18 protein-coding genes are annotated in these 20,053 nt (G+C 62.5%); 7 read left to right on the top strand and 11 right to left on the bottom strand.

Going from position 1 to position 20,053, the window contains the following annotated elements; genetic code table 11:
- The 8 genes from NH195_RS19770 to NH195_RS19735 are packed head-to-tail and all read right to left on the bottom strand — an operon-like array spanning position 1 to position 6,478.
- Positions 1-918 carry a respiratory chain complex I subunit 1 family protein gene (locus NH195_RS19770; protein ID WP_066711171.1) on the bottom strand — a complete coding sequence of 306 codons (918 nt, stop codon included), beginning with the start codon at positions 916-918 and terminating at the stop codon, positions 1-3.
- Complete coding sequence (locus NH195_RS19765) at positions 915-4,040, bottom strand: proton-conducting transporter transmembrane domain-containing protein (RefSeq protein WP_066711169.1); 3,126 nt, start codon at positions 4,038-4,040, stop codon at positions 915-917. The genes NH195_RS19770 and NH195_RS19765 overlap by 4 nt, the downstream gene beginning before the upstream one ends.
- On the bottom strand, positions 4,034-4,393 hold the full coding sequence (locus NH195_RS19760) for a sodium:proton antiporter (RefSeq protein ID WP_066711167.1): 360 nt from the start codon (positions 4,391-4,393) through the stop codon (positions 4,034-4,036). Before NH195_RS19760 ends, NH195_RS19765 begins: the two co-directional genes overlap by 7 nt.
- Positions 4,390-5,103: a Na(+)/H(+) antiporter subunit B gene (locus tag NH195_RS19755; protein WP_066711165.1), complete on the bottom strand. Its 714-nt coding sequence runs from the start codon at positions 5,101-5,103 to the stop codon at positions 4,390-4,392. Before NH195_RS19755 ends, NH195_RS19760 begins: the two co-directional genes overlap by 4 nt.
- The gene (locus NH195_RS19750) at positions 5,100-5,351 is read right to left on the bottom strand and encodes a hydrogenase subunit MbhD domain-containing protein (protein ID WP_066711163.1); all 252 of its coding nucleotides are present in this window, start codon (positions 5,349-5,351) and stop codon (positions 5,100-5,102) included. The genes NH195_RS19755 and NH195_RS19750 overlap by 4 nt, the downstream gene beginning before the upstream one ends.
- On the bottom strand, positions 5,348-5,686 hold the full coding sequence (gene mnhG / locus NH195_RS19745; RefSeq protein WP_066711161.1) for a monovalent cation/H(+) antiporter subunit G: 339 nt from the start codon (positions 5,684-5,686) through the stop codon (positions 5,348-5,350). Before mnhG ends, NH195_RS19750 begins: the two co-directional genes overlap by 4 nt.
- Positions 5,683-5,946 (bottom strand): MrpF/PhaF family protein, encoded by a 264-nt coding sequence (locus NH195_RS19740; protein WP_066711159.1) that lies wholly within the window; start codon positions 5,944-5,946, stop codon positions 5,683-5,685. Before NH195_RS19740 ends, mnhG begins: the two co-directional genes overlap by 4 nt.
- Entirely contained in the window at positions 5,939-6,478 is a 540-nt protein-coding gene (locus NH195_RS19735; protein ID WP_081424040.1) for a Na+/H+ antiporter subunit E, read from the bottom strand. Before NH195_RS19735 ends, NH195_RS19740 begins: the two co-directional genes overlap by 8 nt.
- Before the next feature lie 316 nt (positions 6,479-6,794).
- Between NH195_RS19735 and NH195_RS19730 the strand changes: the two genes are divergently transcribed.
- Positions 6,795-7,748, top strand: a complete 954-nt coding sequence (locus NH195_RS19730) for a 2-hydroxyacid dehydrogenase (protein ID WP_066711157.1) — start codon at positions 6,795-6,797, stop codon at positions 7,746-7,748.
- A gap of 128 nt (positions 7,749-7,876) precedes the next feature.
- Positions 7,877-8,185 (top strand): hypothetical protein, encoded by a 309-nt coding sequence (locus NH195_RS19725; RefSeq protein WP_238379814.1) that lies wholly within the window; start codon positions 7,877-7,879, stop codon positions 8,183-8,185.
- 118 nt (positions 8,186-8,303) lie between these two features.
- Here the strand turns inward: NH195_RS19725 and NH195_RS19720 are convergent, their stop codons facing one another.
- From NH195_RS19720 to NH195_RS19710, 3 genes are all read right to left on the bottom strand, one after another.
- Positions 8,304-8,975 (bottom strand): L,D-transpeptidase, encoded by a 672-nt coding sequence (locus NH195_RS19720; RefSeq protein ID WP_066711153.1) that lies wholly within the window; start codon positions 8,973-8,975, stop codon positions 8,304-8,306.
- A 224-nt stretch (positions 8,976-9,199) separates the two neighbouring features.
- Positions 9,200-12,835 (bottom strand): pyruvate:ferredoxin (flavodoxin) oxidoreductase, encoded by a 3,636-nt coding sequence (nifJ, locus tag NH195_RS19715; protein WP_081424039.1) that lies wholly within the window; start codon positions 12,833-12,835, stop codon positions 9,200-9,202.
- Complete coding sequence (locus NH195_RS19710; RefSeq protein WP_081424038.1) at positions 12,828-14,495, bottom strand: NAD(P)-binding protein; 1,668 nt, start codon at positions 14,493-14,495, stop codon at positions 12,828-12,830. The genes nifJ and NH195_RS19710 overlap by 8 nt, the downstream gene beginning before the upstream one ends.
- Before the next feature lie 328 nt (positions 14,496-14,823).
- Here NH195_RS19710 and NH195_RS19705 point away from each other — a divergent pair, with 328 nt between their 5' ends.
- The 5 genes from NH195_RS19705 (at position 14,824) to NH195_RS19685 (ending at position 20,002) form a co-directional block, all read left to right on the top strand.
- Positions 14,824-15,507 (top strand): TetR/AcrR family transcriptional regulator, encoded by a 684-nt coding sequence (locus NH195_RS19705; RefSeq protein WP_066711151.1) that lies wholly within the window; start codon positions 14,824-14,826, stop codon positions 15,505-15,507.
- A complete protein-coding gene (locus NH195_RS19700; RefSeq protein ID WP_066711149.1) occupies positions 15,500-16,462 on the top strand; it encodes an HlyD family secretion protein in 963 nt (320 codons plus the stop codon). The genes NH195_RS19705 and NH195_RS19700 overlap by 8 nt, the downstream gene beginning before the upstream one ends.
- On the top strand, positions 16,459-17,400 hold the full coding sequence (locus NH195_RS19695) for an ABC transporter ATP-binding protein (protein WP_066711147.1): 942 nt from the start codon (positions 16,459-16,461) through the stop codon (positions 17,398-17,400). Before NH195_RS19700 ends, NH195_RS19695 begins: the two co-directional genes overlap by 4 nt.
- Positions 17,397-18,542, top strand: a complete 1,146-nt coding sequence (locus tag NH195_RS19690) for an ABC transporter permease (protein ID WP_066711146.1) — start codon at positions 17,397-17,399, stop codon at positions 18,540-18,542. Before NH195_RS19695 ends, NH195_RS19690 begins: the two co-directional genes overlap by 4 nt.
- Positions 18,543-18,748: 206 nt before the next feature.
- A complete protein-coding gene (locus tag NH195_RS19685; protein ID WP_066711145.1) occupies positions 18,749-20,002 on the top strand; it encodes an imelysin family protein in 1,254 nt (417 codons plus the stop codon).
- The last annotated feature ends 51 nt before the right edge of the window (positions 20,003-20,053 follow it).

Below are 20,053 nucleotides of genomic sequence, written 5' to 3'. Positions count from 1 at the left end.
TTACACCACCAGAATGGCGAGGACGCCGATCGGCAGCCCCCATTTGAGGAAGAAACGGATGCTCTGTTCGACCCGGAAACGCGGGTGCACGACGCCGATCACGACGGAGACCATGTAGAGGCAGAACACCTTGATCGCGAACTCGGCCCAGCTTGTGGCGCCACCGAAGAACAGGTTCATGTAGATGACCACCTTGGCGACCGGGAAAAGCGCGCGGTTGGTCTGCATCAGGGCAAGATAGGACGAATGATACTCGGTGGGCGGGCCGATGGGGATTTCCTGCGGCGCCATCGCTACGTCAAAGGGCGAGCGCATCATCGTGCCGACAAAGGCGATCATCGCAGCGACGGTGGCAATCGGGTTGGTGAACAGCGTCCAGTTAAAGATCGAGCCCTGCTGGGCGGCGACGATTTTGGTGATGTCGAGCGTGCCATACTGGAGCGAGAGCGCATAGACACCCAAAGCGAGCGGCAGTTCGGCCATGGTGACTTGCGCGAGGCCGCGAGAGACGCCGATGGCCGAATGCGGATGGCCGCTTTCGCCCGCGCCCAAGGCCATGCCCAGCGTGCCGAAGAACACGAAGTACAAGGCAAGGATCAGATCGCCCGCATAGGAGAAATTCTGATGCCACTCGGAGCCGTAGATCGTCGGCACGAACATCAGAAGGCCCACGCCGCCGGTCAGCCGGAAGACCGGCCCGAGGTAATACATTACGCCATGGGAAATCTTGGACCGGAGCGCGATGTTCTTGAGCAAATCGACGTAGTTCTGCCAGACCGGGATGCCATAGCGCCCGCCGACCCGCGCGCCGATTTTGCGCACAACGGCGGTCATCACCATGCCGTAGTTGATCACGATGAAGAGGGTCAAAAGGGCATAGCCGACCTGCGCCCATTGGAAATTCGGGAAGTCGGTCATGACGAGGCTCCCATGCTGATCAGGTAGACGGCGATGACGAAGAGCAGGAGCTGCACGGCATAGGTCTGGCCGTTGCCAGTATAGAATTTACGAGCGAATTCGGCGGTGCCATGAAGTGCGTTCGACACGCCGGTCCAAAAGCTCGTGGACACGGGCATCTCAAGGAACCCCATGGCTTTGCGATAGGGCGCAAAGAAGTTCCATGCGAAATGCGTGGTCTGCGGTTTGAACGGACGTTCCGCCGAGAAGACGATGTTGAATTGCTTCACGCGCTGGGCGTTGTGGTTCATCCAGACGAGCAGCAGGAGCACTGTGACGAAGACCGCGATGATCACGCCCCAGATCGCCACCGGGTTCCATGTGCCGTATTGGCTGTCGATGATCCGCCCCGTCCAGACCAGCGGCCGGTCGCCAAAGAGCGTGCCGATATAGCCATCGACGCGCTGGAGGATCATGCCGGGGAGGGCTGCGAAGGCGATCAGGAAGGCGACGAAAATCATCTGCGGCAGGAGGATCCAGAACGGGGCTTCTTTCACCTTGCGCAGCTCGTCTTTCGGCTGACCGAGGAAGATCGTGTGGATCAGCCGGAAGAGATAGAGAAAGCCCACGGGACCGGCCATGAAGATCAGGATCATCGGCAGGCGCAGATCGGTGGTCATGATCGCATTGTAGAAAATCCAGCGCCCGCCAAACCCCGACAGCGGCGGCACGCCCGACATGGCGATGATGCCGACGAGGACGGAGACAAAGCTATAGGGCATGAGCGTGATCAGCCCGCCCATTTTGTACATGAGCTTGGTGTGGGTGCGTTCTTTCACGCCGCCGACGGCGAGGAAGAGCATGCTCTTGTAGACGAAATGGTTGATCGCGAACATCATGGCCAGAAGCCAGCCGAGATGGTTCATCAGCGCGAGACCGAAAAGTGCATAGCCCATCTGGGAAATCGAGCTATAGGCCAGAAGCCGTTTGGCGTCTTCCTGAAAGGCCGCGAGCACCGCGCCGATGAAGGCAGAGATGGCACCCAGCCAGACCAAAACGACCGTGAGGTCTACGCCGTAAAGCTCTTGCCGTCCCATTTCCATGACCAGAACGAAGAGCCCGAAGAGACCGGCTTTGAGCAAGATACCGGAGACCATCGGCGAGACGTCTGTCTCGGCCTCGGCATGCGCGCCCGGAAGCCAGATGTGAAGCCCCATGGTGGCGGTTTTCGTCAGGAACCCCGCCGCCAGCAGGACAAAGACATAGGGCGCAAGCTCGGGGGCCACTTCGGAGAGGTCTTCGAGATAGAAGGTGTAATGGCCTTCCGCCGCGATGGCGAAGCCTGCGAGCAGGGCGAAAGCGCCGCCTAAGGAGAAGGTGATATAAGAGAGCGCATGGGGTTCGCTGTTAGCCCCGCGCAGGATCAGGAAATAGGACCCGACGGTGAGGAATTCCCAGGCCGCGAAGAACTGAAAACTGGTGGTTGAGGTGACCAGAAGCGCCATGCCGGCGAACATCAGCATCGCGGGTGTGTAGAACCCCATGCGACGGCCCTTGGCGTGGAAGGAGGCCAAAAGCAAAAGTGCGCCGCCCAGAACCATGATGGTCAGGAAGATCATCCGCAGCGGATCGAGCCCGCCAGTCGAGGTGACGTACCAGACCACCAGCCCGGCAATCGCGATCACGTTTTTGATCCGCGCGGGCAGGATGTCGAGCGGCAGGAACAGAAGCGCAAAGAGGAAAGGTACAACTGTCACCAGATTGTCGAAGCCTGACAGGGGCCCCCAGACAAAGCTCAAAACCCAACCCGCCGTCATGGCGATCAGAACGACGGTTTCATGGCTGAGGTTATAGGCGAGCGGGAGGGTGGCTTCGCGTTTGATCGCCATGCCGAACCAGCGAAACAGCACGGCGGCCTCAATGAGCGCCGCGATCAGGAAGATCGCCATCAGCGGGTAGTCGGCATACTCCGCCATGGCATGGACCAGCGTCCATTTGGCATAGAAGGCGGGGAAGGGCGGCAGGCCCGAGAGCATGGCGATGAATGTGGCAAAGGCCACGACCAGAACCGGGTTCTGTCGCAGCGCTGCCCAATCGGTGAGCTGCCGCGCTTTGACCATGCCGGAAAGCCAGAACAACCCGGCCTTGGCGATGGCATGCGAGATCAACAGACCACCCGCGACATAATACAGCCCCACGCCCCAGTCGGCCCCATAGCCCACGACCATGAGCACAAGCCCGATCTGGCCGACGGAGGAATAGCCCAGCAGGCGGCGGCCGTGATCCTGGGCCAGCGCGAGGACATTCGCGCCGACGAAGGTTACAAGGCCGATGCCGGTCGCAAGCGGCGCCCAGTCGGGACCGGAGGCTTCGAACAGTTTCAGAACGGCAAAGAGCGTGGCCGTTCCGGAGGCGGCGGAAAACAGCGCCGAAAAGCCAGGATGGGCGGATTCGTAAATGTCCAGGGCCCAGCCATTGGCAGGGAAGGGTTTGAGTTCGAGGACCAGCGCGATCAGCACGAGGAACATCGCCAGAGAAGCCCCGGTGAAGCCCATCGGTGTGGCGGCGATGTCGTCGATGTTGAGCGAGCCGTTGGCATGATAGGTAAAGATCACGCCGATCAGCAACAGGATCGAGATGACCTGCGACACGATCAGGTATTTGAACCCGGCTCCCAGCGCGCGGGTGTCCTGCGACAGCAAAACCAGCCCGGCGGAGGCAATGACGATCAGCTCGATGAAGACGAAAAGGTTGAACAGATCGCGCGTCATGATCAGGCCCGACAGCGCCATGATCAGCACCAGAAGAACCGCCATCGACTGCCGCCCGAGCCGCATCAGATCGCGGCGCATGAAGACGGCGGACAGGAGCCCGATGAGGGCGACAACGGAGGCAAGGGTTGCCTCCGGCAAGCCCATGCGCAGGTTGATCGCAAAGGGCGGACGGGCGTCTGCTGTATAGATGTCAACCGGCTGCACCTGTCCAAGCGCCAGAGAGACGGTCCAGGACAGGGCCACGAAGCTCATGAAGCCAAGCGCGGCCACGGTCACGTAAAAGGCCACGCGTTCGGAGGTGTCGCGCAGAAGCCCGAGGAGGAAGGCCGCCCCCAAGCCGGCCACAAGGATCAGAAGAGGGCTTACCATTTCAGCTCCGTAAACTCAGAGATGTCGAGGCTGCCGCGGGCGCGGAACAGCCGGTAGGCGTAGGCGAGCATCAGGGCGGTGACGCCGAGGCCGATGACGATGGCGGTGAGGACCAAGGCTTGCGGCACCGGGTCGGTGATGCGGCTTGCGGCCTCCGCGACGGGGATGGTGTCGAGGATCGGGGCTTCGCGTCCGGGCAGGTAGCCGACGGCCACCAGCACCACGTTGACGCCGGTGTCGGCGATGGTGAAGCTGACGATCATGCGGAGGATGTCGCGGTTCGTCAACGCGCCGTAAAGCCCGAGAAGAATGAGCAGAAATCCGGTCGCAAGGGAGATTTGAACGAGGTTCATTGCGAGTCCTCCGTTGCTTCGAGCGAAGTCAGGATGGAGGAAAACTCCGCCCCCACTTTCAGCCCGATCAGGGCATAGATCAACGGGATCGCCCCGGCCGAAAGGATCGAGCCGAAGCTGCCCAAAGGCAGGATGCGGTTGTCCAGAAAGCCTCCGGCGAAGAGCATGCCGAGAAGGCCGAGGATCACATAGGTGAGGCCTGCGGAGCTTTCGATCCGGGAGATCAGCCGGTGCGAGAAGCGCTCTGCCGAGTCGGACAAAAGCATCAGGAGCATGGCCGAAGCCACGATCGCGCCGCCCTGAAAGCCGCCGCCGGGGGTCAGGTGGCCGTTGAGGAAGACGTAAGCACCGAAGAGCAGGATGACGGGGACGAGCATCCGCGTGCCGGTCGTGAGCAATTCGCCCGAGGGCAGGAAGCCGGAGCCGGAGCGGCCTTTCGGCGCTTTCGAATGCGCCAGAACCAGCCCGACGATGGCGGCGGTCAGGAACAGAACCGTCACCTCGCCCAGCGTATCAAGGCCGCGATAGGTGACGATGATCGCCGTCACCACGTTCTGCGCGCCGGTGTCCTGAACCGTCTGGCTGGCGTAATAACTGGCGGAACGGTTCAGGGTCTCGTCCGGCGTGTATCCTGCGAACAGCGCGTAGAAGACTGAGCCAAGAAGGAGCAGAAGAACGAGGGGGATGGCTTTGCGGGTGGTGAAATTCATTTCGTGCCCTCCCTGCGGATGCGCCCGAGGACGAAGAAGAAGAGGAAGGTGGTGAGGCCAGAGCCGATGGCGGCCTCTGTCATCGCCACATCGGGCGCGGCCAGAAGCAGGAACATCACAGATGCGAAGAGGGACACCAACCCGGCGGACAATACTGCGACCACGGTGGAGCGGGTGACAAGCGCGATCACCGCCGCGCCGAGGCTGGCGACGGCCAGAAGTGCTGCCATGAAGGTCAGAAGCGTCATGCCAGATCCTCCGCATCGTCCGCGAGCGCGTCTTTCGAGGCCACGGGTGCGACACCGGCACGATGCGCGGCACGGGCGAGAACCTGAGAACTCAGCGGGTTGGTGAACATCAGGAACAGCATGATCAGCAGGAGCTTGACGGACCACGCGGGGGAAATGAGCGCCGCGCCCAGAAGCACGAGAAGCGTGCCCAGAGTGGTCGCTTTGGTGCCGGCCTGAATGCGGTTGTAGACATCGGGCATGCGGACAAGGCCCAGACCGCCCAGGGCCAGAAACAGGGTGCCGCCCAAGAGAACCAGCGCGCCCAATGTGTCGAGAAAGCCGGACAGGATCATTCTTCGCCTCCTTCCAGATAGCGGGCGGCGGTAATGACGCCGAGGAAGGACAGGAGCGCATATACCAGCGCCACGTCGAGATAGATCGACCGCCCGGTGATCAGCGCGGCGAGCACGATGCCAGTGACGGAGATGATCGTGAGCGCATCGAAGGCCACGACGCGGTCGGTGGCGCGGGGGCCTTTGATGAAGCGCCACGCGGCAAGGCCAAAGGCTACGGCGGCGATGAGAGCTGCAAGCGAGAGGAGGAGGTCAGCCATACATCTTCTCCAGATAATGTTCGAAGCCCGCGACGATCTCTTGCGTGGCGACCTCGTGGTCGGTGTCTTTGGCGACGACCCAGTGGATATAGAGGTGATCGCCCTTGATCTCGCAGGTCAGCGTGCCCGGCGTCAGCGTGATCGCGTTGGCGAGCAAAAGCCGCCCGACCGGATCGGTGAGCTTGGTGCGCACTTTCACGATGGCGGGTGCGATGGGGAGCGACGGGGTGAGGACCAGCCGGGCAAGGGCCAGATTGGCCTTCACCAACTCCTTGAGGAAATACCCGATGAACAGAAACGCCGCGCCAATCCCCGCGGGCGTCAAATTGAAGCCGGACAGAAAGGACAGATCACGGGCGAAGACCATCGCGATCAGCCCGGCGACGATCACGCCAGTGACAAGGGTCGCGGGAGAGAGGGAGCCGTTCAGCATCAGCCAGAACAGCAGAAGCGTCGTGAAAAGCCGTGTCGCCAGCCGTCTGAGCGGCGGGGGGGTGGTCGGGCCCGGTAGGGAAATGTCCGTGTCGCTCATGAAAGCGGCCTCCGAATGGGGCAAACCTTCTCCACCCGGTGTCGCGGGGCTGCGACCGGTGCGATCCGAAAACATGGCATGTTGCAGACAGAGACCATGACGTGGGAGGAGTGTTCGCGCTGTCCTGCGGCGGTTAGACCACATATTCAAAGATCTTAATTTGACTTCGGACAAAGAAATGCGGTTTTTTGCCCCCGGAGAGGTGTTTTCGGACGGTTTTTTCGCTCTGCCTGTCGGCATCGGTTTCCATAGGCGTCGGGATCGCTTAGGAAAATGCACATGGCGCTGTTGCGCCGGACGACAGAGAGGCTGCGCCATGACACATCCCGCGATTCTGATTTCCGCCCCGTATTTCACCGAAGATGAAAAGGCCCGGATCGAGGCGGTGGGGCCGGCGGTGCTGGCCGGAACGCCCGAGGCGCGCGCGGCGATGCCGGAGGCGGCGCGTCTGGCGATCCGGGCGATTGCCAACAAGGGGCACAAGCCGATCGACGGAGCGGCGATGGACCTGTTTCCGAACCTCAGGGTGATTGCGCAATTCGGCGTGGGCTATGACGCCATCGACGTGGCGGCGGCCAGTGCACGCGGCATCACCGTGACCAACACGCCCGATGTGCTCAATGAGGATGTGGCCGATCTGGCGCTGGCGATGATGCTCGCTTGGTCGCGGGAGATCGTAAAGGGGGACGGCTGGGTGCGAAACGGCACATGGGCCTCGGGCAAGGAGCTTCCGCTCAATCGTAAGATGTCGGGCGCGACCGTGGGGATTGCGGGCATGGGCCGGATCGGGCGCGCCATCGCGGATCGCTGTGCCGCCTTCGGCATGGAGGTGCATTATACCTCGCGCCGTGCCAAGGACACGCCAGAGGGCTGGACCTATCACGGTGAGGATGTGGTGTCGCTGGCGAAAGCTGTCGAATGGATGGTCGTGGCTGTCGTCGGGGGCGAGAAGACCAGGGGCTACCTGTCCCGCGCCGCGATTGACGCCCTCGGACCGCGTGGCGTGGTGATCAACATCGCGCGCGGCACCTGTCTCGACGAGGAGGCCTTGATCGAAGCGCTGGAGGCGGGCCGGATCGCGGGGGCGGGGCTCGATGTGTTCTATAACGAGCCCAATGTCGATGCCCGGCTGATCGCGCTTCCGAATGTGCTTTTGCAACCGCATCAGGCCTCGTCGACAGTGGAAACCCGGCGCGCCATGTCGATTGCGCAATGTGCCAATCTCAAAGCCTATTTCGATGGGGAACCTTTTCCCTCTGCGGTGAATTGATCCTGAGGGCGCGGCCTGACGGCAACGCTTCCGACCGTTTTCCCGGACCATGAGGTGGGGCGAGGGAAGAGGTTTGACTGGGCAACAGAACTGGCAAAACATATAAAACATAAGGGGTAAGACCGGGTATGACGATCACGAAAGGAACAGATCGGATGAAACATCTTCTGGTGCTTGGCGGGCTTCTGGCCTTGGCGGGCTGCGCGACGCCGATGCCGAAAACGACGGCGGACGGATTTTTGACAGAGGTGCCGGAGGCTGTGATCGCGCTGGCCGCGCCCTATCAGAATCTCTCCGCCGTGCAACTCAATCCGGCGGATGGCTGCTATTGGTATTCGCATGAGGGGCCGGTCGAGAACACGATGCTGCCGCTGCGCGCCGAGGATGGCCGCGTGATCTGTGCGCAGGCTCCGGAGAAGCTTGAGACGGCGATGTGAGCCTTGTCCGGCGGGCATGAACCGGGCGCTATGGCGCGGGAGAAATGAAAAGGCGGTGGAGCAATCCACCGCCTTTTTCGCAGGTCTGGTTCGTGAGCTTTCGCGCGCGGGATGCGGCTCAGCTCGTCGCCGTCACGTAATGTTCGGCCGGGTAAAGATGCGCCACAGAACCGGTGTCGACACGCTCGTAGAGGTCGATGACATGGGCCATGACCATGCGCACACAGCCGGAGCTGGCCCGCGTGCCGATGGAACGCGGGTAGGGCGTGCCGTGGATGCGCAGGTAGGTGTCGCGATTGCCGACATAAAGATAGAGCGCGCGCGAGCCGAGCGCGTTGCGCGGCCCCGGCTCCATACCGTTCGCGTATTGCGCATAAATCTCCGGCTCGCGCTTGATCATGTTGGCGGTCGGCGTCCAGGTCGGCCATTTCGCCTTGCGCTTGATCGTGTAGGTGCCCGGCGTGTAAAGTCCGTCGCGCCCGATCGCCACGCCGTAGCGCATCGCAGTGCCACCGTCCTCGACGAGGTAGAGATAGCGCGCCACGGCATCGACATGGATGTCGCCCGGCGTCAGACCGGATTTCGCCTCGACCCGGCGCGGCAGGAAGCGGGTGTGCAGCCCCCAGGGGTTGGTGGTTTCGAGATCGAAGCCTGCGGGCGTCACCTGCGCGTCCCAGGCATCCCAGTCGCCTTTCCCGGCGGCCATCGCGGGGGAGCCCGCCACCGTCCCGAGCGCCGTGGCAGAAAACAGCGCGGTGGAGGTCTGGATGAAATGGCGGCGTGTCAACATGGCAGGGTCCTTTTTAAGACATCTTTCTGGGCGGAAGAGCAGCTTTCCGCATTGGATCATACCTAGGGGAAACCCGCGAAAACGCAAGTTGTTCCGGGGAGGTGTCGGGAATGTATCGACGAGCGTGACTTCAAGGATGCAATCGGTTGGACGCAAGCCCTGGCGCGGACACGCGGATTTCAAAATGGCCCCCGGTCAGAATGACCTGACCGGGGGCCATTGCGTCAGAACGATCCGGTTCCCATCACCCGGCTCGGGTCCGGGCCTTTTTCCATCTCGGCAAATTCCTCATAGGTGCGGTATTTGTCCAGGATGCCGGATTGCGCCATTTCCAGAAGCTCGGCGGCTTCCTCGGGGCGCGATTGCGTGAGCTGGCGGTAGCGCAGTTCGCCGTAAGCGTAATCCTTGAACGGCAAGGTCGGGCGCGGGCTGTCGAGCATGAAGGGCGGCGTGCCCGATCCATGCAGCGCCGGGTCGTAGCGCAGCAGAGGCCAATAGCCGGATTTCACCGCTTTTTGCTGTTGGTTCAGACCTTTGCGCATGTCGATGCCATGGGCGATGCAATGCGAATAGGCGAGGATGATCGAGGGACCGTCCCATGCTTCGGCTTCGCGGAAGGCGCGGAGCGTTTGCTGCGGATTGGCGCCCAGAGCGACCTGCGCGACGTAGACATTGCCGTAAGCGATGGCTTGCAGTGCCATGTCTTTGCGGTTGGTGCGCTTGCCGGCGGCGGCGAATTTGGCGATGGCGCCCAGAGGCGTGGCTTTGGAGGCCTGCCCGCCGGTGTTGGAATAGACCTCCGTGTCCATCACGAGGATGTTGACGTTGCGGCCCGAGGCGAGGACGTGATCGAGCCCGCCATAGCCGATGTCATAGGCCCAGCCATCGCCGCCGACGAGCCAGATGGCGCGTTTGACGAGATGGTCGGAGAGCGACAGGAGGTGTTCGATGTCTTCAGTCCGGGGGAGTGCAAGGAGCTTGGTTTTCAAAAGCCCGACACGCTCGCGCTGGGTGCGAATCTCGGATTCGCGGACCTGCGGGGCGGTGAGGATGGCATCGACAAGCTCTTGGCCCACATCGGGGGCGAGCCGTTTGAGAATGTCCTGCGCCAGAGCGGTTTGTTTGTCGGCGGCAAGGCGGAAACCAAGGCCGAACTCGGCGTTGTCCTCAAAAAGCGAGTTGGCCCAGGCCGGACCACGGCCCTCGGCGTTGACGGTCCATGGCGTCACCGGAAGGTTGCCGCCGTAGATCGAGGAACAGCCGGTGGCGTTGGCGACCATGAGCCGGTCGCCGAAAAGCTGCGACAGCAGTTTGACATAAGGTGTCTCGCCGCAGCCCGCGCAGGCGCCGGGGAATTCGAACAGCGGTTCGAGGAACTGAACGCCGCGCACATTGGCGAAATCGACGCGGGAGCGGTCGTTGACCGGTAGGCTTTCGAAGAAGGCGATATTTTCGCGCTCGCGCTCGGGCAGGTCTTCTTTCAGGTGCAGGTTGATGGCTTTATGCGTCGGGTCGTCTTCGGAAATCGCCGGGCAGGCCTCGATGCAGAGACCGCAGCCGGTGCAGTCTTCGAGGTAGAATTCCAGCGCGAATTCCGCGTCCGGATAGCCGCGGGCGTTGACCGGCGCGGATTTGAAGCCCTCGGGCGCGTTTGCCAACAATTCTTCGTCGAAGTATTTCGCGCGGATGACGGAATGCGGGCAGACGAAGGAACATTGGCCGCATTGGATGCATTCGTCGGCGATCCAGACCGGGACCTCGTCGGCGACATTGCGTTTTTCCCAGGCGGCGGTGCCGGAGGGGAAGGTGCCATCGACAGGCAGGGCGGAGACGGGGATGTCATCGCCGATGCCTTCCATCATCTTGGCGGTCACGTCGCGCACGAATGTGGGCGCGTCGTCGGGGACGAGCGAGGGACGTTCGATCACGCTGGTGGGCGCGGCGGGCACGGGGATTTCGTGCAACCCGGCCAGCGCGCCATCGACGGCGGCGAAGTTTTTCTCGACCACCTCGCGGCCTTTTTTCGCGTAGGTCTTTTCAATCGCGTATTTGATTTTCGCGATGGCTTCGTCGCGCGGCAAGACGCCGGACAGCGCAAAGAAACAGGTCTGAAGGATCGTATTGGTGCGCCCGCCAAGCCCCAGCTCGCGCGCCGCCGTTGTGGCGTCGATGGTGTAGAGTTTCAGCCCCTTGTCGATGATCCCCTGCTGCACGGAACGCGGCAGCCGATCCCATGTGGCCTCGGCGCCATAGGGCGAATTCAGGAGGAAGGTCGCACCGGGTTTCGCGAGTTTCAAAACATCCATTTTCATCAGGAAATGGAACTGGTGACAGGCGACGAAATTCGCGGAGGCGATCAGATAGGGCGCCTCGATCGGTTCCGGGCCAAAGCGCAGATGGCTTTCGGTGACGGCGCCGGATTTGTGGCTGTCATAGACGAAATAGCCCTGCGCATAGTGGTCCGGTTCGGCGGCGATGATCTTGACCGAGTTCTTGTTGGCTCCGACCGTGCCGTCGGCCCCGAGACCGTAGAAGACCGCGCGGACCACGTTGTCTTTTTCGATGTCGTAGGTCGGATCGACCTTCAAAGAGGTGAAGGAGACATCATCATGGATGCCGACGGTGAAATTGGTTTTCGGTTTGTCTTTCAACAGGTTGTCGAACACGGCTTTGACCTGTGCCGGGGTGAAATCCTTGGACGACAGGCCATAACGCCCGCCGATCACGCGTGGCATGGTGTCCCGCGTGCCGATCGCGACGGCTTCCGCGAGGGCCGAAACCACATCGAGATACAAAGGCTCGCCTGTGGTGCCCGGCTCTTTCGAGCGGTCGAGCACGGCGATTTTCTCGACCGTGTCGGGCAGAACGGCAAACAGATGTTTGGCGGAGAAGGGCCGGTAGAGCCGCACCGCGATCATGCCGATCTTCTCGCCCTTGGCCGTGAGGTCCTCGACGGTCTCGCGGATCACATCGGTGCCCGAACCCATGGCGATCACCAGGCGGGTCGCATCGGGCGCGCCGGTATAGTCGAAGGGGCGATATTTGCGGCCGGTCATCTGGCCGAGCTTGAGCATCTCGCTGTCGACGATGTCCGGCACGGCGGCGTAAAAAGGGTTGGCGGCTTCGCGCGACTGGAAGAACACGTCGGGGTTCTGCGCGGTGCCGCGGATGAACGGGTTTTCCGGAGAAAGCGCACGTTTGCGATGCGCGCGGACCAGATCGTCGTCGATCATGGTGCGGATTTGCGTGTCGGGGATGAGATCGAGCGTGTTGACCTCGTGCGAGGTGCGGAAGCCGTCGAAGAAATGGATGAAGGGAATGCGCGCCTTGAGCGTGGCGGCATGGGCCACCAGCGCCATGTCATGGGCTTCCTGAACGGAAGAGGCGGCGAGCATGGCAAAGCCCGTTGAGCGCGCCGCCATCACATCGGCATGATCGCCGAAGATCGAGAGCGCGTGTGTCGCCAGAGAGCGCGCTGCGACGTGGAACACCGTGGGCGTCAACTCGCCCGCGATCTTGAACATATTGGGCAGCATCAGCATGAGGCCCTGAGACGCGGTGAAGGTCGTGGTCAAAGCGCCCGCTTGCAGGGAGCCGTGAACGGTCCCTGCCGCGCCGCCTTCGGATTGCATCTCCTGGATGACCGGAATGTCGCCCCAGATGTTGTGCACACCCTGCGCGGTCCAGTCATCGGCAAGCTCCGCCATCGGCGACGACGGCGTGATCGGGTAGATCGAGCAGACCTCATTCACCCGGTAGGCGATATGGGCCACGGCGGCGTTGCCGTCCATCGTGGCATGGCTGTGCGTGGCCTCGCGGGTCTCATTGGACGGCGGCGTGATATGTTCATGGTCAAGCATGGGAGATCTCCGCGGTATCAGCAATCATTTCGAGGGCGTGGCAGGGGCATTGATCGAAGCAGGACTGGCAGCCCGTGCATTTTTCCGGGTCGATCTCATAGCCCTTGCCGGTGCCGAGTTTGACGATGGCGTCCTCGGGGCAGGCGGCATAGCAGTTGTCGCATTCGTAACAGGACCCGCAGGAATAGCAGCGCGACGCCTCATAGCGGGCTTCTTTTTCCGACAGGCCGCTCAGAACCTCGTCGAACCCTTCGCGTTTGCTGGTGGCCAACGCCGCTTGTTCTTTCGGGTCCACATCCGAGTAGACCGGCAGGTGCAGCATGTCGGCGGTGACGAGTGCGGGTGGCTCTTCTGCGACATAGGTGGTGCCCGCAAGCCAGGCGTCGATATGGCGTGCGGCGAGTTTGCCGTGACCGGTGGCGATGGTGACCGATTGCTGATCCGGCACCATGTCGCCACCGGCAAACACGCCTTCGCAGCCGGTCATGCGGTTCTCATTCACCTCGACGGTGCCGTTCCAGCTAAACTCCAGTCCGGGGACGGATTTGAGGAAGGTGCTGTCGGTCTCCTGACCCAGGGCCAGAACCACGGCATCGGCGGTCAGCGTCTCGAACTCGCCTGTGGGATGTGCCTTGCCGTCGGCGCCAATCTCCATGCGCTCGACCTTCAATTCATCGCCGTCGATCTCCTTGATCGTGGTCAGCCATTTGATTTTAACGCCCTCGGCCATGGCCTCGTCGGCCTCGAACTCATGGGCGGGCATGTGCTCACGGTCGCGGCGGTAGACGATGAGGGTTTCCGTGGCACCCAGGCGTTTGGCGGTTCGCGCCGCGTCCATCGCAGTGTTGCCGCCGCCGTAAACTACGACGCGGCGGCCCAGAAGCGGGGCTTCGCCTTTCGAGGCGTCGGACAGGAGGTTGACGGCGTCGAGGATTTTTGGCGCTTCCTTGGCCGGGATGTCGACATGTTTGCCCGCGCCCGCGCCTATGGCGAGATAGACGGCATCGAAACCGCCTTCGGATTTCTCGGCCATCAGGTCGGTGACCTTGTGGTTCAGCGTGATCTTGACGCCGAGAGCCTCGATCCGGGACACATCTTGGGCCAGCTCTTCGCGCGGCATACGGTAGGCGGGAATGCCGAAATGCATCATGCCACCCGCGACCGGACCGGCCTCGCGGATTTCAACCGCGTGACCGAGCCGCGCGAGGTGATAGGCGCAGGACAGGCCCGACGGACCTGCGCCCACGACCAAGACCTTCTTGCCCGAGGGTGGGTTCACCGCTTTGAATTGCCAGCCTTTTTCATTGGCCATGTCGCCCAGGAACCGCTCGACGGCGTGGATCGACACGGAGGTGTCGACTTCGCCGCGGTTGCAGCCGGTTTCGCAGGGATGATAGCAGACCCGGCCATGCACGGCGGGCATCGGGTTTTGCGCGGTCAGGATCTCCCAGGCCTCGCGATAACGCCCGGCGGTCGCCTCCGCCAGCCATTCGCGGATATTCTCGCCCGCCGGACAGGCCGCCGCACAGGGCGGGGTCAGGGTGACATAGGCGGGGATCTGGCTGCGGATCGGACCTGTGCCCGTGGTCTTGGTCTGATCCACCAGCGGCGTGAAATCGGCGCGTTTGGTGCCGGGCTTCTTCTCGGCGTTCTGAGTCATGGCTTGGCCTTTAATAGAGTCTGGCGCTTCGTGTGCGATCTTATGCGTTATGCGACGGGTGTCGCGACTTTGGGGCACCATTGCGGGGAACCGTGCCCGGGGCGTTGATATATATCAAGCTTTGCATGGGTTTGCACCGTCCCGCAACTCTATGATTTTATCTCACTTTTCTTTGAAACGAAATGTCGCATCGGGTGGGCAACTTTTAGGCGTCGCGCATGAAACTTGCGTGACAGGTCGGGATCGCGACCGCTCTTTACTTTTGGGGTGAAATTAAATAAATGACTGGTCAGTTAGTTTTTCAGATGCGACTCGGAGGGGCGCACTCATGTCGGATCGGGAAGAGGCAGGCGGGGAGGCTTCCCCGAAATTTCGTCGCCGCAAGGAGGCGCGGCCCGACGAGCTTCTGGACGCGGCTCTCGATCTTTTCACAGAACAGGGGTTCGACCGCACCACGGTGGAACAGATCGCGCGCCGGGCAGGCGTTTCGAAAGGTGCGCTCTATCTCTATTTCCCGTCGAAGGATGCGGTGATTGAAGCGCTGGTGGACCGCGCCGTCGGCCCTGTTGTGGGCGAGGTGGTGATCCAGATCGAGCGCTTCGAAGGCGATCCGCGCGTGCTTCTGAAACGCTTCGTGCCACTCTTTGCAGCCCGCCTGTCGGACCCGCGCATCGTGGCCGTGCCGAAGCTCGTGGTGCGCGAGGCGGTGTCGCATCCGCGCCTTGCCGAGATGTATCGCGAGCGGGTGATCGGACGCGTTCTGCCCGCGCTCGCCACGCTGTTCAGACAGGGCGTCGCGGGTGGTCATATCCGTCCCGTCGACCCTGAGATGGCGGTGCGCAGCCTTCTGGGGCCGGTGCTCATGCATGTGATTCTGGCCGATGTCTTCGGCATTCGGGCCGAGGGGGTGACACCCGGGGACATCGGCCTCGCGCGGCTGTTCGACACCCATCTGACCATTTTCTGCGCGGGGCTCGATCCCGCTCCCGTACAGGAGGCCCCCCATGGCTGATCTTCCGAGCTGGTTCGTGTCCATTGTTGCGGCGATTTATCCGGGCTTCAACCCGCCGCCCGCGCATGTCTACGATGGCTATATCGAGGGTGAGTTCACCTATGCCGCCGCCGCGACGGCGGGGCGGATCGAGGGCATCGGCGTGACCGAAGGCGATCAGGTCGGCAAGGGGGCGTTGCTTTTCGCGCTGGAAAGCAAACAGGCTGCGGCGGCGCTGCGTGCGGCTCAGGCGCAACTGGCGCAGGCAGAGGCGACTTTGGACAACCTGTCGACCGGCTCGCGCGAGGCGGAGATCGCGGTGACGCGCGCCTCTCTCGATCAGGCGCGGGTGGCGGAGGACATCGCGACGACCCGGCTGGAGCGCGGGCAGGCGCTTTTGGCGCGGGGGGCGACGACGCAGGCGGGGGTGGACGATTTGCAGGCCGCCGTGGATGAGGCGCAGGCGGCGGTCGCCCAGCTTGAGGCACAGTTGACGGTCTCGGAACTTCCGGCCCGCGATGCCGAACAGCGCGCGGCGGAGGCGGCGGTGGCGGCGGCTCAGGCGCAGGTCGATCTGGCGCGCTCCGATCTCGATGACCGGCAGGTCTACGCCCCCGTGACAGGGCAGGTGGAGAAGGTGTTCTACGAGATTGGCGAAGTCGCAGGCGCGGGCACGCCGGTGGTCTCGATCCTGCCGCCCGATCAGATGACGGCGCTGTTTTTCGTGCCGGAGGCCGAACGCGCGGACCTCTCGCCGGGGGGCATCGTGGAGATCTCCTGCGAGGGCTGTCCTCCGGATCTGACCGCGAAGATCACCCGGCTGGCATCCGACCCGCAATACACCCCGCCGATCCTCTACACGAGCGATCAGCGCGGGCGTCTGGTCTACCGCGTCGAAGCGGAGGTGGTCGACCCGGAAGGCGTTCTGCCCGGTCAGCCAGTGACGGTTGATGCCCGGGCGGCGGTGCAGGAATGAGCCGCGATCTGGCCATATCGGTCAAAGGGCTGACCAAGATTTTCGGGGATCGCAAGGTCGTGGACGGCTTCGACATGGAGGTCGAGAAGGGCACGATCTATGGCTTTCTCGGACCGAACGGATCGGGCAAGACGACGACGATCCGCATGATGTGCGGGCTTCTGACGCCGGACGGGGGCGAAGGGCACTGCCTCGGTCTCGACATCATCCGCGACAGTCGGGCGATCAAGAAACGTGTCGGCTACATGACGCAGAAGTTCTCGCTCTATGAGGACCTCACCATCGCAGAAAATCTCGACTTCGTGGCGCGGATGTTCGGGATGAAGAACCGCAAGGCGATTGTTGCCGAGGCGGTGCGCGATCTCGGGCTCGAGGGGCGGGCGGGGCAATTGGCGGGGACGCTCTCGGGCGGCTGGAAGCAGCGGCTGGCACTGGCGGCCTGCATGATCCACGACCCCGATCTGTTGCTTTTGGACGAGCCGACGGCAGGCGTTGACCCGAAGGCGCGGCGCGATTTCTGGAATGAAATCCGGCGGTTGGCGGCCAGGGGTGTCACGGTGCTGGTCTCGACGCATTACATGGACGAGGCGGTGCAATGCGACCACATCGCCTATATCGCCTATGGCAAGAAGCTGATCGACGGGGCGGCGGGTGACATTCCCGGCCAGATCGGCCTTTCGACCTTTGTCGTCACCGGGCCGGAGCTGACCGCGCTGGAAGATCGGCTTGAGGCCGAGGGCGCAGCGGGGCAGGTGATCCGCTTCGGCGCAGAGTTGCATGTCTCCGGCACGGATCGCGCGGCGCTTCAGGCGCTGGCGGAGCGGGAGCGCGCGCTGGGCACGCATGAGTGGGGGGAGAAAAAGGCGGGACTCGAAGAGGCGTTTATCTATCTGATGGCGGGGGCGAAGGACAATTTCGGTGCGGAGGTCTTGGCATGACCCGCAAAGGTGATCTCTTTTCTTTCGCGCGCTTTCTTGGCGTTCTGGTGAAAGAGTTCATCCAGATGAAACGTGACCGGGTGACCTTCGGCATGATGATCGGCATTCCGGTGATGCAGCTTCTGCTTTTCGGCTATGCCATCGACACCGACCCGCACAACCTGCCGACGCTCGTGGAGGTGGCGGACGAAAGCCCGGTGGTGCGCAGCCTGACGGCGGCGATGGACACCTCGGATTACTTTGATTTCATCGGTATTGTGACCTCGGCGGACGAGGGTGAAGAGGCGCTCAAGGATGGCACAGCCTCTGTCGTTCTGACCGTCCCGCCGGAGTTCGAGCGCGACATGATCCGTGGCCTCACGCCCGAGATCCTGTTGACCGTCGATGCCTCCGACCCGGTGGCGGCAGGCGGGGCGATCGGGGCGATGAGTGGCGTGGTGGAAACCGCCATGGCGCAGAGCCTCACCGGGCCGCTCGCAGGTGCGGCGGCGACGCCTGCGCCCTTCGATCTGGTCGTGCATCGGGCGTTCAATGCCGAACAGCAGACCTCGACCAATATCGTGCCGGGGCTTTTGGCGATCATCCTGTCGATGACGATGATCCTGATCACCGCCGTCGCTATCGTGCGCGAAAGCGAGAAGGGCACGATGGAAAGCCTGATTGCGACGCCAGTCCTGGCTGCCGAAGTGATGTTGGGCAAAATCCTGCCCTATGTCTTTGTCGGCTATGTCCAGACCTTCGTGTTCCTGCTGGCGGCGCGGGCATTGTTCGATGTGCCCTTCTCCGGGTCGTTTCTGGCGTTTTTCGCCGGGTTCAACCTTTATATCGTGGTCAATCTGGCCATCGGCTTTCTGGTTTCCACTGTGGCACGGACCCAGATGCAGGCCATGCAGCTGTCGTTCTTCACCATCCTGCCGACCGTGCTTTTGTCCGGCTTCATGTTCCCCTTCGCGGCCATGCCCGGTTGGGCGCAGGCTCTGGGGACGGCGATTCCCGCGACGCATTTCCTGCGTCTCGTGCGCAAGGTGATGCTCAAGGGGGCGGGCTTCCCCGAGGTTGCCTCCAACATGGCGGCGATTGCGGTGATCCTGCTGGTCGTGGTGGTGGTGGCGCTGCGGCGGTATCGGCAAACGCTTGATTGAGTTCGGGAATTTTCCGAGATCCATGCGGTGTGGGGCGACCGGTTGTCGTCGGGTCACGGAAGTTTCATATCCCTATCAAAACAATCAGGATTGACTTATCCGACCAAAGAAGTCAGTTACTTCGGGAGTGCGTGACACAAGATCACGCGGATCGGAAGACCTGTCCGCGCCACGGGCTGCGGATGCCAGAATAGGGACAAGACCTGATGAAACGTATGATGACGGCCGTGATCGCCGCCGCCCTGCCTGCCACCGCCTTCGCGGGCGAAGCCGAAGTGGTGACCAACTATGCCAATATCGCCGAAGCCACCTATGGCGACGCGCTGATCAAGGCACAGGAGCTGGATGCGGCCATCGCCGATCTGATCGCCAAACCGTCCGAGCACACGCTTCTGGCTGCGAAAACCGCCTGGATCGCGGCGCGCGTGCCCTATCAGCAATCCGAGGTCTTCCGTTTCGGCAATCCGATCGTCGACGACTGGGAGGGCAAGGTGAACGCCTGGCCGCTCGACGAGGGGCTGATCGACTATGTCGACGGTTCCTATGGCGGCGCCACCGACGAGAACCCGCTGGCGGTCCTCAACGTGATCGCCAACCCGACCATCGAGATTTCCGGCGAAGAGATCGACGCGACCGAGATCACGCCCGAGCTTCTGGCCGAGACGCTGCACGAGGCCGATGAGGTTGAGGCCAACGTCTCGACCGGCTATCACGCCATCGAATTCCTGCTCTGGGGGCAGGATCTGAACGGCACCGATCACGGGGCTGGTACGCGGTCCTACACCGACTACCTGACCGGCGACGAGTGCACCGGCGGCCATTGCGACCGTCGGGGCCAGTATCTGACGGCGGCGTCCAAACTGCTGGTCTCCGATCTGGAATATATGGTGGCGCAATGGTCCGAAGGCGGTGAGGCGCGCGAGACCGTTCTGGCCGATCCGGCGGCGGGCGTGACCGCGATGCTCACCGGCATGGGATCGCTGTCCTATGGCGAGCAGGCGGGCGAACGCATGAAGCTCGGCCTGATGCTGAACGACCCGGAGGAAGAGCATGATTGTTTCTCCGACAACACCCACAACTCGCATTTCTATGACGGCGTGGGCATTCACAACGTCTACACCGGGCAATATGTCCGCGTCGACGGCACGCTGGTGAAGGGCGAGAGCCTTGAGGACCTGCTGGCCTCGAAAGATCCGGCGCTGGCCGCCGATCTGACCGCCGCGGTGGATCATTCCGTGGCCGAGCTGGGCCAGATCAAGGCTGCCGCCGAAGCCGGGTTCTCCTATGACCAGATGCTGGGCCGTGGCAACGAGGCCGGTGAAGAGCTGATCATGACCGCTGTCGATGCCTTGGTCGCGCAGACCCGTGTAATCGAACGTGCTGTGGCTGTGCTAACCGCGAGTGAGATTGAAGTCGAAGGCTCCGACAGCCTCGACAACCCGGAAGCCGTCTTCCAGTAAATCTTGGCGGACAGGCCGGGGGTGACCTCCTTCCGGCCTGTTCCTTTCGAG

This window comes from Celeribacter ethanolicus, from assembly GCF_001550095.1.
Taxonomy (GTDB): domain Bacteria; phylum Pseudomonadota; class Alphaproteobacteria; order Rhodobacterales; family Rhodobacteraceae; genus Celeribacter; species Celeribacter ethanolicus.
The sequence above is the reverse complement of the archived record's forward strand: the minus strand, read 5'-3'. Positions and strand labels throughout refer to the sequence as shown.